At 75.0% G+C, this 16,409-nt stretch carries 13 protein-coding genes and 7 tRNA genes; 6 read left to right on the plus strand and 14 right to left on the minus strand.

Annotation, left to right across the window (positions count from 1 at the left end):
- Positions 1-5: 5 nt before the first annotated feature.
- The 3 genes from treZ to glgX all read right to left on the minus strand — a co-directional run bounded on the left by treZ (position 6) and on the right by glgX (position 6,774).
- Complete coding sequence (gene treZ, locus BJP59_RS07245; protein WP_228485409.1) at positions 6-1,835, minus strand: malto-oligosyltrehalose trehalohydrolase; 1,830 nt, start codon at positions 1,833-1,835, stop codon at positions 6-8.
- Positions 1,836-1,897: 62 nt separating this feature from the next.
- Positions 1,898-4,570 (minus strand): malto-oligosyltrehalose synthase, encoded by a 2,673-nt coding sequence (gene treY, locus BJP59_RS07250; protein ID WP_194522577.1) that lies wholly within the window; start codon positions 4,568-4,570, stop codon positions 1,898-1,900.
- Entirely contained in the window at positions 4,567-6,774 is a 2,208-nt protein-coding gene (gene glgX / locus BJP59_RS07255; protein ID WP_194522578.1) for a glycogen debranching protein GlgX, read from the minus strand. Before glgX ends, treY begins: the two co-directional genes overlap by 4 nt.
- Before the next feature lie 214 nt (positions 6,775-6,988).
- On the opposite strand from glgX, the gene BJP59_RS07260 reads away from it, so the two are divergent.
- Positions 6,989-7,204 carry a hypothetical protein gene (locus tag BJP59_RS07260; protein ID WP_021482368.1) on the plus strand — a complete coding sequence of 72 codons (216 nt, stop codon included), beginning with the start codon at positions 6,989-6,991 and terminating at the stop codon, positions 7,202-7,204.
- 19 nt (positions 7,205-7,223) lie between these two features.
- Here BJP59_RS07260 and BJP59_RS07265 read toward each other — a convergent pair whose 3' ends face one another.
- The 9 genes from BJP59_RS07265 to BJP59_RS07305 all read right to left on the minus strand — a co-directional run bounded on the left by BJP59_RS07265 (position 7,224) and on the right by BJP59_RS07305 (position 9,632).
- On the minus strand, positions 7,224-7,538 hold the full coding sequence (locus BJP59_RS07265; RefSeq protein WP_332306497.1) for a hypothetical protein: 315 nt from the start codon (positions 7,536-7,538) through the stop codon (positions 7,224-7,226).
- Between the two features lie 56 nt (positions 7,539-7,594).
- Positions 7,595-7,918, minus strand: coding sequence for a DUF2277 domain-containing protein (locus tag BJP59_RS07270; RefSeq protein WP_085388015.1), 324 nt, complete (start codon positions 7,916-7,918; stop codon positions 7,595-7,597).
- 47 nt (positions 7,919-7,965) lie between these two features.
- A complete protein-coding gene (locus BJP59_RS07275) occupies positions 7,966-8,850 on the minus strand; it encodes a hypothetical protein (protein WP_194522579.1) in 885 nt (294 codons plus the stop codon).
- A 51-nt stretch (positions 8,851-8,901) separates the two neighbouring features.
- A tRNA-Val gene (locus BJP59_RS07280) sits at positions 8,902-8,976 on the minus strand.
- A gap of 14 nt (positions 8,977-8,990) precedes the next feature.
- Positions 8,991-9,061: transfer RNA gene (locus tag BJP59_RS07285), tRNA-Cys, on the minus strand.
- A gap of 54 nt (positions 9,062-9,115) precedes the next feature.
- Positions 9,116-9,188 (minus strand) — tRNA-Gly (locus BJP59_RS07290).
- 159 nt (positions 9,189-9,347) lie between these two features.
- Positions 9,348-9,419, minus strand: a tRNA-Val gene (locus BJP59_RS07295).
- A gap of 21 nt (positions 9,420-9,440) precedes the next feature.
- Positions 9,441-9,511 (minus strand) — tRNA-Cys (locus tag BJP59_RS07300).
- A 48-nt stretch (positions 9,512-9,559) separates the two neighbouring features.
- A tRNA-Gly gene (locus tag BJP59_RS07305) sits at positions 9,560-9,632 on the minus strand.
- Between the two features lie 173 nt (positions 9,633-9,805).
- Between BJP59_RS07305 and BJP59_RS07310 the strand changes: the two genes are divergently transcribed.
- The 3 genes from BJP59_RS07310 to BJP59_RS07320 all read left to right on the plus strand — a co-directional run bounded on the left by BJP59_RS07310 (position 9,806) and on the right by BJP59_RS07320 (position 11,958).
- Positions 9,806-10,915: a chorismate-binding protein gene (locus tag BJP59_RS07310; protein ID WP_194522580.1), complete on the plus strand. Its 1,110-nt coding sequence runs from the start codon at positions 9,806-9,808 to the stop codon at positions 10,913-10,915.
- Positions 10,912-11,832, plus strand: a complete 921-nt coding sequence (locus tag BJP59_RS07315; RefSeq protein ID WP_194522581.1) for an aminotransferase class IV — start codon at positions 10,912-10,914, stop codon at positions 11,830-11,832. Before BJP59_RS07310 ends, BJP59_RS07315 begins: the two co-directional genes overlap by 4 nt.
- A gap of 54 nt (positions 11,833-11,886) precedes the next feature.
- A tRNA-Val gene (locus BJP59_RS07320) sits at positions 11,887-11,958 on the plus strand.
- Positions 11,959-12,133: 175 nt separating this feature from the next.
- Here the strand turns inward: BJP59_RS07320 and BJP59_RS07325 are convergent.
- On the minus strand, positions 12,134-13,039 hold the full coding sequence (locus BJP59_RS07325; RefSeq protein ID WP_194522582.1) for a hypothetical protein: 906 nt from the start codon (positions 13,037-13,039) through the stop codon (positions 12,134-12,136).
- Positions 13,040-13,177: 138 nt separating this feature from the next.
- Between BJP59_RS07325 and BJP59_RS07330 the strand changes: the two genes are divergently transcribed.
- A complete protein-coding gene (locus tag BJP59_RS07330; protein WP_194522583.1) occupies positions 13,178-13,444 on the plus strand; it encodes a helix-turn-helix domain-containing protein in 267 nt (88 codons plus the stop codon).
- A 355-nt stretch (positions 13,445-13,799) separates the two neighbouring features.
- Here BJP59_RS07330 and BJP59_RS07335 read toward each other — a convergent pair whose 3' ends face one another.
- Positions 13,800-14,345 (minus strand): arsenate reductase/protein-tyrosine-phosphatase family protein, encoded by a 546-nt coding sequence (locus tag BJP59_RS07335; RefSeq protein ID WP_086150327.1) that lies wholly within the window; start codon positions 14,343-14,345, stop codon positions 13,800-13,802.
- Positions 14,346-14,583: 238 nt separating this feature from the next.
- On the opposite strand from BJP59_RS07335, the gene BJP59_RS07340 reads away from it, so the two are divergent.
- Positions 14,584-16,332 carry a DUF4012 domain-containing protein gene (locus tag BJP59_RS07340; RefSeq protein WP_194522584.1) on the plus strand — a complete coding sequence of 583 codons (1,749 nt, stop codon included), beginning with the start codon at positions 14,584-14,586 and terminating at the stop codon, positions 16,330-16,332.
- The last annotated feature ends 77 nt before the right edge of the window (positions 16,333-16,409 follow it).

Below are 16,409 nucleotides of genomic sequence, written 5' to 3' on the forward strand. Positions count from 1 at the left end.
CGTAGTCACCCGCGCGCCAGGACGGCGACCGAACGCGCGGGCAGGTCGACGTGGTGCCGGCCCGCCCGGGTCGCCGGGTCCCAGGCGGCGAGCACGCGCGGCGTGCCGCCGAGCGCGAGCCGCACGCGCCGCGGGGCGTCCCCCAGGTTCACCGCGATCGCGACGGTGCGCCGGTCCACGACGAACGCGGGCCCGCCGTGCGGGGCGGCGCCCGTCGTCGGCTCCTCGCCCGCCGCGTCGTCGTCCGGGCCGCCCGGGCCGTGGACGCGCACGAGCGAGAGGTCGCCCGAGCGCACGTCGGGCCGCGACCGCAGCGCCACGAGGTCCCGGTACCAGGCGAGCAGGCGCGCGTGCTCGCCGCGCTCCCGCTCGGACCAGTCGAGGACGCTCGCGTCCCGCGTCGAGCGGGCCTGCGGGTCGGGCACGGGGTCGCCGCCGCCCCACCCGTGGTCGGCGAACTCGGCCGCCCGGCCCGCGCGGACCGCCTCCGCGAGCTCCGGCTCGGCGTGGTCCGTGAAGAACTGCCACGGGGTGGACGCGCCCCACTCCTCGCCCATGAACAGCATCGGCGTGAACGGCGACACGAGCACGAGCGCCGCGGCCGTCGCGAGGCCGCCGCCGTCGAGCGTCGCCGACGTCCGGTCGCCGTGCGCGCGGTTGCCGACCTGGTCGTGGTTCTGCGAGCTCACGACGAACGCGTGGCCGTCGGTCCCGGCGGGGACCGGGTGACCCCAGTCGCGCCCGCGGAACGTCGAGAACGTGCCGTCGTGCACGAACACGCCCGTGAGCGCCTTGCGCAGCACCGCGACCGAGCCGAAGTCGACGTAGTAGCCCTGGCGCTCCCCGGTGAGCAGCGCGTGCACGGCGTGGTGGACGTCGTCCGCCCACTGCGCGCGCATCCCGCGCCCGCCCTGCTCCACGCCCGTCACGGTCGCCGGGTCGTTCTCGTCCGACTCGGCGACGAGCGTCAGCGGCCGCCCGAGCTCCTGCTCCACGCGGTCCACGCGCCGCGCGAGCTCCGCGAGGAGGTGCGTGGGGGAGTCGTCGACGAGGGCGTGCACCGCGTCGAGCCGCAGCGCGTCCACGTGGAACTCGACGAACCACCGCTCGGCGTTGTCGATCACCCACTCGCGCACCTCCCGGCTGCCCGGGCGGTCGAGGTTCACGGCCGAGCCCCACGGGGTCGTGTGCGCGTCCGTGAAGTACGGGCCGAACTCCGGCAGGTAGTTCCCCGACGGGCCGAGGTGGTTGTAGACGACGTCGAGCACCACCGCGAGCCCCCGGGCGTGCGCGGCGTCCACGAACCGCTGGAGCGCGCGCGGGCCGCCGTACGGCTCGTGCACCGCGTACAGGTGCACGCCGTCGTAGCCCCAGCCCCGCTCGCCGCCGAACGCCGCGACCGGCAGGAGCTCGACCGCGCCGACGCCCAGCGCCACCAGGTGGTCGAGCCGGTCGATCGCCGCGTCGAGCGTGCCCTGCGGCGTGAACGTCCCGACGTGCAGCTCGTAGAGCACCTCGCCGCGCACGTCGCGGCCCGGCCACGCGGCGTCCGTCCAGGCGAACGCCGGGTCGAACGTGCGGCTCGGCCCGTGCACCCCGTACGGCTGCCACGGGCTGCGCGGGTCCGGCCGGCCCGGACCGCCGTCGACGGAGTACCCGTAGTCCGTGCCCCACGGCAGCTCGTGGTCGTACCCCCACCAGCCCGGCACGTGCGCCCCCACGAGGCGCAGCGGGAGGCGCTCGGCGCCCTCGAACGTGCCCGAGCCCTGCTCCGGAAGCAGGAGCTCGACGCTGCGCGCCGTCGGCGCCCACACCACGGGCCGCGGCCCCGGCACGGCGAGCAGGGGCGTGGCCTGGGGTGCGGGGACGCGCGGGGGCGGGACCGGGGTGCCCGCCGTCACGGTGCACCCTCGCCCGTCGCGGCGGCGCCCTCGCCCGTCGCCGCGGCGCTCGCGGCGGAGCCCGGCGCGACGAGCAGCGCGACCGGCAGGTCGGCGAGCAGGTCCGCGACGCGGACGGTCCCGGCCGGGTGCTCGCGCCCGGTGAGCACGTCGACCCACATGCCCGTGCCTGCGGGGAGCGCGACGACGTGGTCGCGCCACCCGCCGAGGCGGTCGACCGTCCCGGCGAGGCGGGTCGCTACCGTGACGACGTGCGCGACGGCCGCGTCGTCCGTGCGGTCGTCACCGGACGCGTCGGCGGTCGCGGGCGTCCCGGCGGGGGCGGCGGCCGGGGCCGTGCGCGCGAACGCGAGCGCGCACGGCGTCGACGACGCGACGGGCGCGTACCCGGCGCCGTCGCCGACGAACGCGGCGGCGAGGGCGCGGCGCACGCGCAGGGCGCGCGCCGTGACGAGCAGCTTCTCGTCCGCGAGCGTGCGCGCGGGCGCCCCGCCGTCGAGCCGGGCGAGGCGGTCGGTGAGGTCGTCGACGTCCACGGGGCGGCGGTTGTCCGGGTCGACGAGCGTGGGCGCGTACGACTCGGCGCCCTGGTAGACGTCCGCGACGCCCGGGGCCGTGAGCCGCGTGAGCGTGATCCCGAGGCTCGCGGCGCGCAGCTCCTCGCGGTGCTCGCGCGCCCACCGGGCGAACGCCCCGGTCACGGCGGGGTCGGCGAGCGCGCGGCGGGCGAGCTCGGCCACGGCCTCCTCGTACGCCTCGTCCGGGCTCGTCCACGACGTCGCGACCTTCGCCTCGCGCAGCGCCTTGCGCAGGTAGTCGACGAGCCGGTCGGGAGCGATCGCGGCCTCGGACGTGCCGTCGGGCGCGTCGTCCGGCGTGGCCGCGTCGGGGAGCCAGGTCCCGGCCACGGTCTGCCACAGCAGGTTCTCGGCGAGACCGTCGACGAGGACCCCGCGGTAGGGGGCGGTCGCCGCGCGCACCTCGTCGACGAGCCGCGACCACGCGCCCGCGTCCTCGGACAGCACGCCGAGGGCCGCGCGCGTGTCCTCGCCGCGCTTGGTGTCGTGCGTCGACCCGGCCGTGAGGGCGTGCGGGGTGAGCGCGGCGAACCGCTGCGCGAACGCGTGCCAGTCGTGCACGCCGATGCTGAACCGGTCCGGCTCGCCCCCGACCTCGCACAGGCTCACGAGCTCGGTCCAGCGGTAGAACGCCGTGTCCTCGACGCCCTTCGCCGTCACGGCGCCGCAGACCTGCTGGAAGCGCACGACGAGCTCGTCGCGGCGCGCCTCGCGCCGTCGCCCCGCGCTGCCGACCTCGCGGCCGAGCACGAGGTCCACGACGACGGCGAGCGTCTCCGCGCGCTGCGGGTCGAGGTGCGCGCGGGCGCGCTCGGCCGCCTCCTCGACGGCCCGGACCGCCTCGTGCCGCGGCGGGGTGCCCGGCACCACGTACGCCCGGTAGCGGTCGAACGCGACGAGCAGCTCGCGCAGGCACTGGTACAGGCCGCGCCACGTGTGGTCGCGCAGGCGCGGGTCGTCGTGGCAGACGGCGGCCGCCAGGTCCGTGAGCCGGTGCACCTCCGCGTAGAGCGGCCCGGCGACGACCTCGCGCTTCGCCTCCTCGACGAGCGCGCCGAGGCCGCCGGGAGGCGCGCCCGTGAGGCGCGTCATCACCGCGTCGAGGCCCGACCGGCCGCCCGGGTCGACGAAGAGCTGCTGCAGGCGCCACGCGACGTCGTAGCCGGTCGTCCCGACCGTCGCCCAGTCGGGCGGCACCTGCTCCTCGCCCGCGAGGATCTTCTCGACGACGACCCACGCGCCGTCGGTGCGGTCGGCGAGGCGCTGGAGGTACTGTGCCGGGTCCGCGAGGCCGTCGGGGTGGTCGATGCGCAGGCCGTCGACGACCCCGGACGTGACCAGGTCGAGCACGAGCGCGTGCGTCGCGTCGAACACCTCCTCGTCCTCGACCCGGACCGCGACGAGGGAGCCGACGTCGAAGAACCGGCGGTAGTTGAGCTCCTCGTCGCCCACGCGCCAGTAGGCCAGCCGGTAGTGCTGGCGCTCGACGAGCTCCGCGAGCGGCAGGTCCTCCGTCCCGGCCCGCACCGGGAACACGTGGTCGTAGTAGCGCAGCACGCGCCGGGGCCCGGGCGTGCCCGGGACCTCGACCTCGTCCAGCACGAGCTCGCCCGCCGCGAGCACGTCGCCGAGGCGCGCGCCGAGGACGGGCATGAGGACCGCGCCCTCGCCCGCCGACCAGTCGACGTCGAACCACCGGGCGTACGGGGAGTCGGAGCCCTCCTCCAGGACCGACCACAGGGCGCGGTTGTGCCACGCGGGAGTGGGGACCGCCATGTGGTTCGGGACGACGTCGAGCACCATGCCCAGGCCCGCGTCGCGCGCCGCGGCCGCGAGCCGGCCGAGGCCCTCGCGGCCGCCGAGCTCGGCGCTGATCCGCGTGTGGTCGACGACGTCGTACCCGTGCGTCGACCCGGGTGCCGCCTGGAGCACCGGCGAGAGGTAGAGGTGCGTGACGCCGAGGGTCGCGAGGTACGGCACCTGGCGCGCGGCGTCGTCGAACGTGAGGTCGGGACCGAGCTGGAGCCGGTACGTCGAGACCGGGACGCGGGGCGGCGCGCCCGGCGTGCCGACGGGGGAGACGGCGGTCATCGCAGCGGCGGGCGGGTCAGGACGATGACGCTGCGGCCCGTCACGGACACGGTCTCCCCGGGCTGCAGCACCTCGCCGACGTCGACCGTGCCGTCGGTGTCCAGCACGACGTCCCAGCTCTCCCCGTACGCGGCCGGCGGCACGGTGAAGTCCAGGTCCTCGGAGTGCGCGTTGAGCAGCAGCAGGAACGAGTCGTCGACGATCGGCTCGCCGCGCCGGTCCTGCTCGGGGATCGCGTCGCCGTTGAGGAACACCATGACGGTGCGCGCGTAGGCGTGGTCCCAGTCCTGCTGGTCCATGCGCGAGCCGGTGATGTCGAGCCACTCGATGTCCGGGAGGTCGTCGGGACCCTCGGGCGCGCCCGGCTCCGCGCCGTCCTGCCGGCCCACGAAGAAGCGCCGCCGGTGCAGCACGGGGTGGTCGCGGCGCAGCCACACGACGCGGCGCGCGAAGTCGAGGAGCGCGGCCCGCTCGTCGTCGAGGCCCTCCTCGCCGCCCCAGTCCATCCAGGTGATCTCGTTGTCCTGGCAGTAGCCGTTGTTGTTGCCGCGCTGGGTGCGCGCGATCTCGTCGCCGTGCGCGAGCATGGGCACGCCCTGCGAGAGCAGGAGGGTGGCGAAGAAGTTCCGGCGCTGGCGCGCCCGCAGCGACCGCACGTCGGGGTCGTCCGTCGGGCCCTCGACCCCGCAGTTCCAGGACCGGTTGTGGCTCTCGCCGTCGTTGTTGTCCTCGCCGTTCGCCTCGTTGTGCTTCTCGTTGTAGGACACGAGGTCGTTGAGCGTGAAGCCGTCGTGCGCGGTGACGAAGTTGATCGACGCGATGGGCTTGCGCCCGCCGTGCTCGTAGAGGTCGGACGAGCCCGTGAGCCGGCTCGCGAGCTCGGGCAGCGTCGAGGGCTCGCCGCGCCAGAAGTCGCGCACCGTGTCGCGGTAGCGCCCGTTCCACTCGGTCCACAGGGGCGGGAAGCCGCCCACCTGGTAGCCGCCGTCGCCGAGGTCCCACGGCTCGGCGATGAGCTTGACCTGGGAGATGACCGGGTCCTGCTGCACGATGTCGAAGAACGCCGAGAGGCGGTCGACCTCGTGGAACTGGCGCGCGAGCGTGGCCGCGAGGTCGAAGCGGAACCCGTCCACGTGCATCTCGGTCACCCAGTACCGCAGCGAGTCCATGATGAGCTGGAGCACGTGCGGCGAGCGCATGAGCAGCGAGTTGCCCGTGCCGGTCGTGTCGAAGTAGTGCGCCTCGTCGCCGTCCACGAGCCGGTAGTAGGCCTTGTTGTCGATACCGCGGAAGCTCAGCGTCGGGCCGAGGTGGTTGCCCTCGGCGGTGTGGTTGTAGACCACGTCGAGGATGACCTCGATGCCGGCCTCGTGCAGGGCCTTGACCATGGTCTTGAACTCCATGACCTGCTGCCCGCGCGTCCCGTGGGCCGCGTACCCGTTGTGGGGCGCGAAGAACCCGATGGTGTTGTAGCCCCAGTAGTTCGACAGCCCCTTCTCGACGAGCGTGGGGTCGTTGACGAACTGGTGCACCGGCATGAGCTCGACCGCCGTGACGCCCAGGGTCACGAGGTGCTCGACGACGGCCGGGTGCGCCATGCCCGCGTAGGTGCCGCGCAGCTCGTCGGGGACGTCCGGGTGGAGCATCGTCATGCCCTTGACGTGCGCCTCGTAGATGACGCTGTCGTGGTAGTCCCGGTTCGGCGGGCGGTCGTGGCCCCAGTCGAAGAACGGGTTGATGACGACCGACATCATCGTGTGCCCGGCCGAGTCGTCGTCGTTGAGCGGGGGAGCGGGCGGGGGCGCGTCGTCCTCCTCGCCCTCGGCGGGCTCGCCGGCCTGCGCGACCTCGTCCGCGTCGGCGAAGCGGTAGGAGAACAGCGACTCGTCGCCGTCGATCTGCCCCTCGATCGCCTTCGCGTACGGGTCGAGCAGGAGCTTCGCCGGGTTGCAGCGGTGGCCGTTCGCGGGGTCGTAGGGGCCGTGCACGCGGTAGCCGTAGCGCGTGCCGGGGCCCTTGCCCGGGAGGTAGACGTGCCAGACGTGCGCGTCGATCTCCTCGACGTCGACGCGGGTCTCGTTCCCGTCGTCGTCGAAGAGGCAGAGCTCGACGCGCTCGGCGATCTCGGAGAAGAGCGCGAAGTTGGTCCCCGTGCCGTCGTACGTGGCGCCGAGGGGGTAGGGGTGGCCTGGCCAGGTCTGCATGTCCCTGAGGATGTCACGGGGTCCTGTTCGCTGTCGTCGCAGGAGGCCCCTCGGTGACGCGATCGATCTCGACCGGGGTCTCCCCCCGCGACCAGGACAGGAATAGTGTGCCAAGCGGCGATCGCGCTGATGGTCGCCCCGCCCGTGCGACGCACCGACCCGCCCGGAGGCGGACGGTCGTGCATCGCGGGGTCGGACCTGGTAGACCCGTGCCATGAGCACCCACGCACACCACCGCGACGACCTCAACCAGTCCGACATCGCGTCCGCCCGGCTGTCCCCGCGCCGCGAGGACGAGGGAGAGGGGTCCGGCGACGTGCTCACCGGGGGGGACGCGACGAAGGCCCCGCAGTCGCTCTCGGAGAACGAGCGCCGGCCCATCGACGGCGCGTCGTCGGGCACGTCCTGGGACGACCCGGACGAGCTGTAGGAACTTCGCGCCCGGCCCCTCAGTCGACGCGCGGCAGGCGGTCGGCGTCGACCGCGATGAGCCGCGGCATCCCCGCGGGGGCGACGGCGCTGAGGGCGAGGTAGCGCGCCTCGGCCCGGTGCAGGCGGATGTGCTCGTCGACGGTCCAGTCGGGACCGTTGGTGAGCGGCATGCCGCACGAGCAGTCGATGGTGACCCGCCCGGCGGCGTCCTCGCGGACCTGCCCGATCGTCACGTGCTCCGACCGCGCGTCCGCCTTGGCGCGGCGCATGGTCGCGCTCACGGGCTCGGGCCGGTCGGCCTGGGGCGGGGGCGAGGCGGGTGCGTCGTTCACGGGTTCCGAGCCTAGACGCCGCCGGGACCTCGCCGCACCCGCCGTCGCGGCCCGTCTCAGTGTGTGTGCGCGATCCCGAGCTCGTGCGCCCGCTCGTGCTCGCGCTCGGCGGCCTCGCGGGCGGCGATGCGCGCCCGGACCTCCTCGCGCCGCAGGGGCGGGACCGTCGTCGGCGGGTTGCGGCGCTCGGGCAGCTCGTCGAGCAGGCGCGCGACGATCGCGGTCACCTCGTCGACCGCGCGCTCGAACGGCTCCTCGGTCGCGGCGCTCGTGCGCTGGATGCCCGTGACCTTCCGGACGAACTGGCGCGCGGCCGCCTCGATCTCCTCGTCGGTCGCGGGCGGTTCGAGGCCGCGCAGGGTCGTGATGTTCCGGCACATGCCTCGACGCTACGTGCGTGTGAGGAGCGCCACAAGAGCGGCCGGGGTCAGGCGAGGCGGGCCGTCACCGCGAGGTGCTCGCCCGCCTCGACCCGCACGTCCGCCACGCGCACGCCCGGCGGCAGGTCGGCCGCGAGGTCGACGTGGCGCCCCTCGACCTTCGCCAGCTCTCCGCGGGCCACCACGAGCAACGCCGCGACGACGGGGTTGCGGCTCGAGAGCTCGAGGTCGCGGACGGTGAGCACCATGCGTGCGTCGACCTCGGCGGTGCCGGTCGCGCGCACGCTCGCCGAGAGCAGCCCCTTGCGCACGCGGGCGAACGCCTGGAGCGACACCGTGCGCGGCCCCGTCGCGACGAGGTCGACGTCGAGCGAGGCCAGCGTGAGACCGATGTTCTGCAGCTCGGTGGCGACGATCCTCCGGGCGGTGGCGAGGACCGCCTCGCGCGGGGCCGAGACGCGGACGTGCCCGCCGAGGGGTGCGGCGTCGTCGGGCTCCACGCCCTCGACGGCGAGAGACCCGTCGGCGCCCTCGACCCAGCGGAAGCGCAGCCCCGCGATCTCGGCCGTGACCTCCACGGGGACGTCGTCGACCAGGAGCGGGTGCGCGTCGACCCGGAGCCGGCGCACCACCGCGTCCTCGCGCGAAAGGACGTGCTCGACGTCGACCGTCGGGGAGGTGCTGCGCCCGGACGAGGAGGCGGGGCGGTCCGCCCCCACGCGGACCCGGACACCCGTGAGGTCGACGTCGAGGCGAGAGACGTCCGCGCCCTCGAGGTCGGCGTCGAGCCGGACGGCCGCCGTGCCCTCGACCTCGGGGCCCAGCGTGTCGAGGACGGCCGGCCGCAGGCGTGCGAGCAGCTCGGGGGCGGTCGTGGGACGCGGGGCCGCGCCGAGCGGCAGGACGTCGTGGGCGGGGCGCTGGTCGGGCATGGGCCGAGAGTAGACGACGAAGGCCGCCCCGGCGCCGGGACGGCCTTCGAGTGGTGGGCGATACTGGGATCGAACCAGTGACCTCTTCCGTGTCAGGGAAGCGCGCTACCGCTGCGCCAATCGCCCGGGTGCTGCATACGAGGTGGAGATGGGATTCGAACCCACGTATACGGCTTTGCAGGCCGCTGCCTCGCCTCTCGGCCACTCCACCTTGAGACGCGTCCTCTCATGCTCCCGGGGGAGCGGGCCAGAGAGTGGGCCTCCGAGCGGATGACGGGACTCGAACCCGCGACCCTCACCTTGGCAAGGTGATGCTCTACCAACTGAGCCACATCCGCGCAGCCGGTCCGTCGAGGGCTCTCACGAGCCCCGTGGTGATCGGCGCGAAGCACATACTAGCCGACTTCCGCCCGGACCCGTGCATCCGGTCCAGGTGATGGTCGGCGCGAGAGAGGCCGCTCCGGACGGTGCCGGGGCGGCCTCTCTCGTCGTGCTCGTGGGCGATACTGGGATCGAACCAGTGACCTCTTCCGTGTCAGGGAAGCGCGCTACCGCTGCGCCAATCGCCCCAGAGGGGTGGTGCTGTTGCGAGGTGGAGATGGGATTCGAACCCACGTATACGGCTTTGCAGGCCGCTGCCTCGCCTCTCGGCCACTCCACCGCGACCTGCCCTCCGCCACCACGAGGGCGGCAGGAGGGTGGGCCTCCGAGCGGATGACGGGACTCGAACCCGCGACCCTCACCTTGGCAAGGTGATGCTCTACCAACTGAGCCACATCCGCGCGGCCGGACCTTGGAGCTTCGGGGAGCGTTTCCCCCGGCCCTCCGGCGTTCCGGCGCGTCCCAGACATTAGTCCACGTTCGCGTCCGGCGTCCAACCGGCCCCGCCGAGCCCGCGATCGGTGCTCGGGGGCCGGGGTCCGGGCGGAGGGTGCGCCGTGGGTAGCGTGGTCCCGTGCCAGGACCTGGGAGAACACCCACACCGGGGTTCGCTCGCTTCGCCGGGCGCGCCGCGAGCGGCGTGCTCGAGTGCGTCGACCTCCGGCGCGAGCCGGAGCGGCTGGCCGACGACGGGCCGTGGTTCGTGGTCGCCGACTTCGACGACCCCGCCCGCGGCGGCCGGGCACGCGCGTGGCGGTTCGCCGAGCGGCTCGCCCCGTCGGACCTGGACGCCGTCACGCCCGCGGGAGCAGAGGCCGACCCGTGGCGCGGGCCCGACCCGACCGCGTGGCGCAGCTCCCTGGACCGGGCCGGCTACGAGGCCGCCGTCGCGCACGTGCGCGACGAGGTCCGGGAGGGCGAGGTCTATCAGGCGAACGTCTGCCGTGTGCTGGCGGCCCCGCTCGTCGGCCCGGGTGGCGGCGAGCCCGACGCCCGGGCCCTCGCGCGTCGTCTCGCCCGGGGCAACCCCGCTCCGTACGGGGGCGTCCTGCACGTGCCGGCGGGGTCCGGCGTCGACCCGGTGTGGGTCGTCAGCGCCTCGCCCGAGCTGTACCTCCGGGTCGCGGGGGGCACGGTGACGTCCGGACCCATCAAGGGCACCGCGCCCACCCCCGCGGGGCTCACCGCCAAGGACCGGGCGGAGAACGTGATGATCACCGACCTCGTGCGCAACGACCTCCAGCGCGTGTGCGCCCCGGGGACCGTCGAGGTCACCGACCTGCTCGCGGTCGAGCAGCACCCCGGTCTGGTCCACCTCGTGAGCACGGTGACGGGACGCCTGCGCGCCGGGCTCGCAGGGTCGGCCGCGCTGTGGCCCGCGCTGCTCGAGGCCACCTTCCCGCCGGCGTCGGTCTCCGGGGCGCCCAAGTCGTCCGCGCTGCGGATCATCGACGCGCTGGAGCCCGTGCCGCGCGGCCCCTACTGCGGCGCCGTCGGCTGGGTCGACGGCGACGAGGCCGTGCTCGCCGTCGGGATCCGCACCTTCTGGTGGTCCGACGGCGTCCTGCGCTTCGGCACGGGCGCCGGGATCACCTGGGGGAGCGACCCCGCGCGCGAGTGGGAGGAGACCGAGCTCAAGGCGCGCCGCCTCGTCGGCCTCGCCTCGGGCACACTGGAGCCATGAGCACCCCTGCCGCCACGACACCGACGTCCGCGAGCACGACCGAGAACCTCGTGATCTGGGCCGACGGGCGCCTCGTGGCGCCCGGCGAGGTCGCGCTCAGCGCGGTCGACCACGGCGTGACCGTCGGGGACGGCGTGTTCGAGACGTGCGCCGTGTTCGACGGCCGGGCCTTCGCACTCACGCGCCACCTGCGCCGGCTCGCGCGGTCCGCCGCCGGGCTCGGCCTCGACGCGCCGGACGAGCGCCGCGTGCTCGACGGCGTCGAGGCCGTGCTCGCCGAGGCGGACGCGCGCACGCGTGCCGGCGCCGGGCCGGTGGGCCGGCTGCGCATCACGGTGACGGCCGGCGTCGGGCCGCTCGGGTCCGGGCGCACCCCCGGCGAGCAGACCGTCGTCGTCGCGGTCGGCCCGGCGGTCATCCGTCCCGCCGGCCGTGCGGTGCGGTCGCCCTGGACCCGGAACGAGCGCTCCGCCGTCGCCGGGCTCAAGACGACGTCGTACGCGGAGAACGTCGTGGCGCTCGCCGACGCCGTGGCCAAGGGCGGCGACGAGGCGCTCCTCGCGAACACGGCCGGCGACCTGTGCGAGGGCACCGGGGCGAACGTCTTCGTCGAGCGCGGGGGCGAGCTCGTCACCCCGCCCCTGTCCTCGGGCTGCCTCGCGGGCATCACGCGCGAGCTGCTGCTCGAGTGGGCCGCGGAGGACGGCCTGCCCGCGCGCGAGGCGCGTCCCGGCGAGCTCTCGTTCGCCGTGCTCGACGAGGTGACCGCGGGGGAGTCGGCGCTGCTGCTCACGGGCTCCGTGCGCAACGTCCAGCCGGTGACCTGGCTCGACGGCGCGGACGTGGCTGCGGGGGAGCTCTCCGTGGCGGCGCGGGACCTGTTCGAGCGGCGTCGCCGCGAGCGTCTCGACCCCTGAGGGCGGCCGGTTTTTCGATCCGGTCCGTTTCAGGCTAGTATCGACCACGCACTCGGGCGATTGGCGCAGTGGTAGCGCGCTTCGTTCACACCGAAGAGGTCACTGGTTCGAACCCAGTATCGCCCACCGAGCAGAGGCCGTCCCCGCACCCGCGGAGGCGGCCTCTTTCGTGTCACGGTGCGCCGGCGGCCCGAGGATCCGCGTCGGGACCTGTTCGCCCCCGCCCTGCCGTGCAGCGCCTCGAGAGGTTTACCGGGTGCTGAGCCCTCGCGGGTCCCAGGCCGGCGTCGCTCGTCGGGAGTCAGCCGGTCGTGGCGTCCGGCTCGCTCGGCGTCCCGACCTCCAGCCCGACGCCGGCTCCCGCGGCCTGGTCGGCCAGGTGCTGCCACGCGGCGGCGTCCGGGACGGCGCCGGGCGGCGGGGTGACGGTGATCGTGCGGTCCGTGACCTCGACGTCGTCCATGCCGAGCTCGAACGCCCCGCTGATCAACGGTGCCAGGACCGCCATGTCCGCGTCGGGCGAGAGATGTGCCACCAGAGGTCTCGTCGCCGGAGTGCCCGGGTCGCGGTCCTCGTCCCACCACCCGACGTAACGGAGCGGCAGCGCCGTGCTCTCGTCGTGGAGCGCGCGGAGCGCGTCGAGCAGGCGGGCGCGCTCGGCGGACGTCGTCACGACGACGAGCGCGCGGTCGGGGTCGTCGGGGGAGGGCGCCGCTCCCGCGGTGAACCCCGGGGCGTCGAAGTCGCCGTCGTACCCCGGCAGCAGACGACCCATCGCGGCGCTCGCGGCGGCGAACCCGGCCACCGTCTCCTCGGCGAGGCACGCGCTGCCGTACGGGACCGCGCTCCGGAGGGTCACCGACCCGGCCTCGTCCGTGCCCGGTGCTGTGGTGAGCGTGAGGCGCGTGAGAGGTGCGTCGCGTGCGCAGCTCGCCTCGGCGATCCGGCGCACCTGCTCCGCGTCGAGGTCGTCCTCGAGCCGGACGGTCATCTCGTGGTCGTCGGGTCCGACGAGCTGGTTGTCCCGGGACAGGTACTCCACCGACACGACGCCGTCGACGTCCTCCATCGCCTCCGCCCAGACGTCCCGGCCGGAGGAGCACCCGGCGAGGAGCCACGTCGTCGCCAGGCCGAGGGCCGCGAGCGTCGGCGCGGGGCGCCGTCGCGCGGTGGGGCGTCGTCCTCGGTTCGCGGGTGAGAGGTCCACGGTGTTCGTCCTCCGGCGTGCACGTGCGGGTCCGGGCCCATCCTCGACCGGTTCGCGTTCGCGGGCCAGCACGGTAGCGCCGACGTCGAGGTCCCTCGCCCGGTGCGAGCCGGGACGATGCCTCCTAGGGTTCGAGGCATGTCGAGCAGGGGAACGTACGTCCTGGCCTCCGTGTCGCGTACGGTGCGCACCGTCGAGCTGGTCGCCGCGGCGGGCGCGCTGCGCCTCGCCGAGCTGGCCGCGTCTCTCGGGGTGAGCCGTCCGGGCGCGTTCCGCATCGCCCAGACCTTGGTCGCCCACCGGTGGCTCGTGCAGGGTGAGGACCGCCGGTACCGGATCGGGCCCGCGGCGCGGGACCTCGCGCACGCCACCGAGCCCGTGCGGGACGACACGAGGGGCGGGTGAAGCCCTGCCCGATCTCACTATGTGAGCGTTCCCATGGCAGACGTGCATCGGATGAAACCGGACGAAGGGTGCTCGAAAAGCACGCATCCCCGTCCGAACCGCGCAAGCCGCCGGATCCTGGTCGAGCGTCCAGCCTGCACCGATCTCCGCAGCGGTGCACAGTGCTCGCGGGACCCGGTGCGGGCAGCGGCCCGCAGGCGTCCCCGCAGCAGCGACGATGTCCTCGCCGGCAGCGCCCGGACCGCCTCGGCCGCGGTCGGCGAGGAACGGTCGTGGCGGTCGTGCTCACGGTGCTCCGGAGACCGTGAGGACGGACGGTCCTCCTCCGTGCGCAGGGGGCAAGGAGGAGGACCGGTCACCGCCGCAGCGCGGCGACGAGCCGGGCGATGTCTGCGCCGATGCGGTCCACGACCCGTCGGTGGACCTCCTCGGGGCGCCCGTACGGGTCTTCCACGTCGGGCGCCTCTCGCGTGAGGTCGACTCCCGCTCGTGCGCGCGGCGCGACGCCGAGCACCTCCGTGAGCCGCTCGGCGTCGTCCGCCCGGCCGGGCCACGGGCCCACGCGCTCCGCGAGCGCCGAGAGCTCCGTGAACAGCAGGGACCTGCGCAACGCCGACGGCGCCACCTCGAGCACGGCGGCCCGGTGACGGCGGGTCATCGCGAGCACCACGTCCGCGGACGCCACCAGCGCGGCGTCGAGGGGGCGGGCCACGAACCCCGAGGGATCCAGGCCACGGTCCTCCAACAGGCGCGCCACGGGAGGGGCGACTGGGGCACCGACGACCGCGGCGGTGCCGGCGCTGGCGACGTCGACGGAGCCGTCGAGCGCAGCGGTAAGCAGGAGCTGGGCCGCGGGAGACCGGCAGATGTTGCCGGTGCAGACGACGAGGACCGAGAGCACCGTTCATCCTTCCTGCGGTCGAGGGTCTGGGTAATGTAGCGCGGGCGACGGCCCCGTGACGGGGTCGTGTCATCGGGGGCGAGTCGCGGGGGGCGGCATGGTGCACGACGGGTGGGGCCCGGGATGGTCCGGGGCGGCGACGGTGGTCGCGTCCGACGAGGCCCCGGTGGCCGAGCGCGGACGACCCGCGCGGCGGGCGTCGACCGGGCGACGGCCGTCCCGGCGGACCCGACGACGGGTGGCCGCGGTCGTGGCGCTCGTGGTGGTGCTGGTCCTCGTCTGGCTCGCCTGGCTCGTCGCGGACGTGCTGCGCGCCCGTGCCGCGCTCGAGGACGTCGCGGCCCGGCTCCCGGGTCTCCAGGAGCAGGTGCGCGCCGGGGAGGACGTCGGCCGGTCCGTCGACGAGGTGCGTCGGTCCGCGGCCGTCGCGGCCGCCGCGACGCACGGCCCACCCTGGGTGGTGGCGCGCGCCCTGCCGTTCGTCGGCGACGACGCGCGCGCCCTGGGGGACGTGACGAGCGCCGTCGACCGGGTCGCGCAGGACGCGCTGCCGCGGCTCGCCGACGCCGTGGCGATCGCGTCGCCTGCGGTCGTCGCGCCGTCGGGCGGTGCCGTCGACCTCGCCCCGCTCGTCGAGGCGCGCGACGGCGTCGTGGCGGCCGACCGGGCGGTCGCGGCGTCGTTCGCGAGCGTCGCGAGCATCGACACGTCGACGCTCGTGGGCCCGCTCGCGTCGGCCGTGGACGACCTCCGCGACGAGCTCGGGGACGTCGCCTCGCAGACGGCGACCGCCGCGCGCGCGGTCGAGCTCGTCCCGCCGATGCTCGGGGCTGACGGCACCCGTGACTATCTCGTGCTCGTGCAGAACAACGCGGAACCGCGCGCGACCGGCGGGATCGCGGGCTCGGTGCTCCACCTCCGTGCGGAGTCGGGCGGCGTCGAGCTCGTGGACGTCCGTGCGGGGAGCGACCTCGGTACGGACCAGAGCGTCGTCGAGCTGAGCGGCGCGGAGGCGGCCCTGTTCGGAGACGACCTCGGCCGGTACATGCTCAACGTCACCTCGACGCCCGACTACCCCCGCGCGGCGCGCGTCGCACGCGAGGCGTGGGCCCGCCACACCGGTGAGGACGTCGACGGCGTGCTGGCCGTCGACCCCGTCGCGCTCGCCGGGGTGCTGGGCGCGGTCGGGCCCGTCGTCGTCACGACGCCGGGGGGAGAGGAGCTGCGCCTCACGGGGGACGACGCCGCGGGCTACCTCCTCAACGGCGTCTACCGGGACTACGAGGACCCGGCAGAGCAGGACCAGGTGCTGGGGCTCGTGGCGCGCCAGGTGTTCGCCGCGCTCACCGCGGGCACCGCAGACCCCGCGCGGGTCGTCGAGACGCTCGCGCAGTCGGCCAGGGAGGGTCGGCTGCTCGTCTGGTCCGCGCGCAGCCCGGAGCAGGAGCGTCTCTCGGGGACGGTGCTCTCCGGCGAGCTGCTGGGCCGGCGCCCCGCGGCCGGCGGCGAGCCGACCTCCCCGGTGGTGGGCGTCTACCTCAACGCGACGACGGCGTCGAAGACCGGGTACTACCTCGACTCGAGCGTCGCGCTCGACGACGTGACCTGCCGGCCCGACGGCTCCCAGGCGTTCACGCTCCGCGTCACGCTCACGTCGACCCTCTCCGCGGACGCGGCGGCCGAGCTCCCGGCGTACGTCCTGGGCGCGGGCGGCGACGGGACGATCCGCACCAACCTCCTCGTCTACGCGCCGGCCGGCGGAGGGATCCGCGGGTCGTCCGGCGCCGACGGCGACCCCGGGCTCTTCGCCCAGGTGCACGACGGCCTCGTGGTCGGAGGCCGGACCGTCGCGCTCGCCCCCGGGGGGTCGGCGACCTACGCGTACGAGGTCGTGAGCGGTCGGAACCAGCGCGGTGATGTTTCCGTGAGGAAAACTCCTGGTGCCAGCCATGAGACAACTGCCCTCTCCGCTACCGGGTGCCCGTGAGGTGTGTTCTTCTGGAGAGGCACACGGCGGGGGCCCGTGCGCACGGACGGCGCGGTGACGACGTCCACGTCAGGCTC

Source organism: Cellulosimicrobium sp. JZ28 (assembly GCF_015327065.1).
Taxonomy (GTDB): domain Bacteria; phylum Actinomycetota; class Actinomycetes; order Actinomycetales; family Cellulomonadaceae; genus Cellulosimicrobium; species Cellulosimicrobium funkei.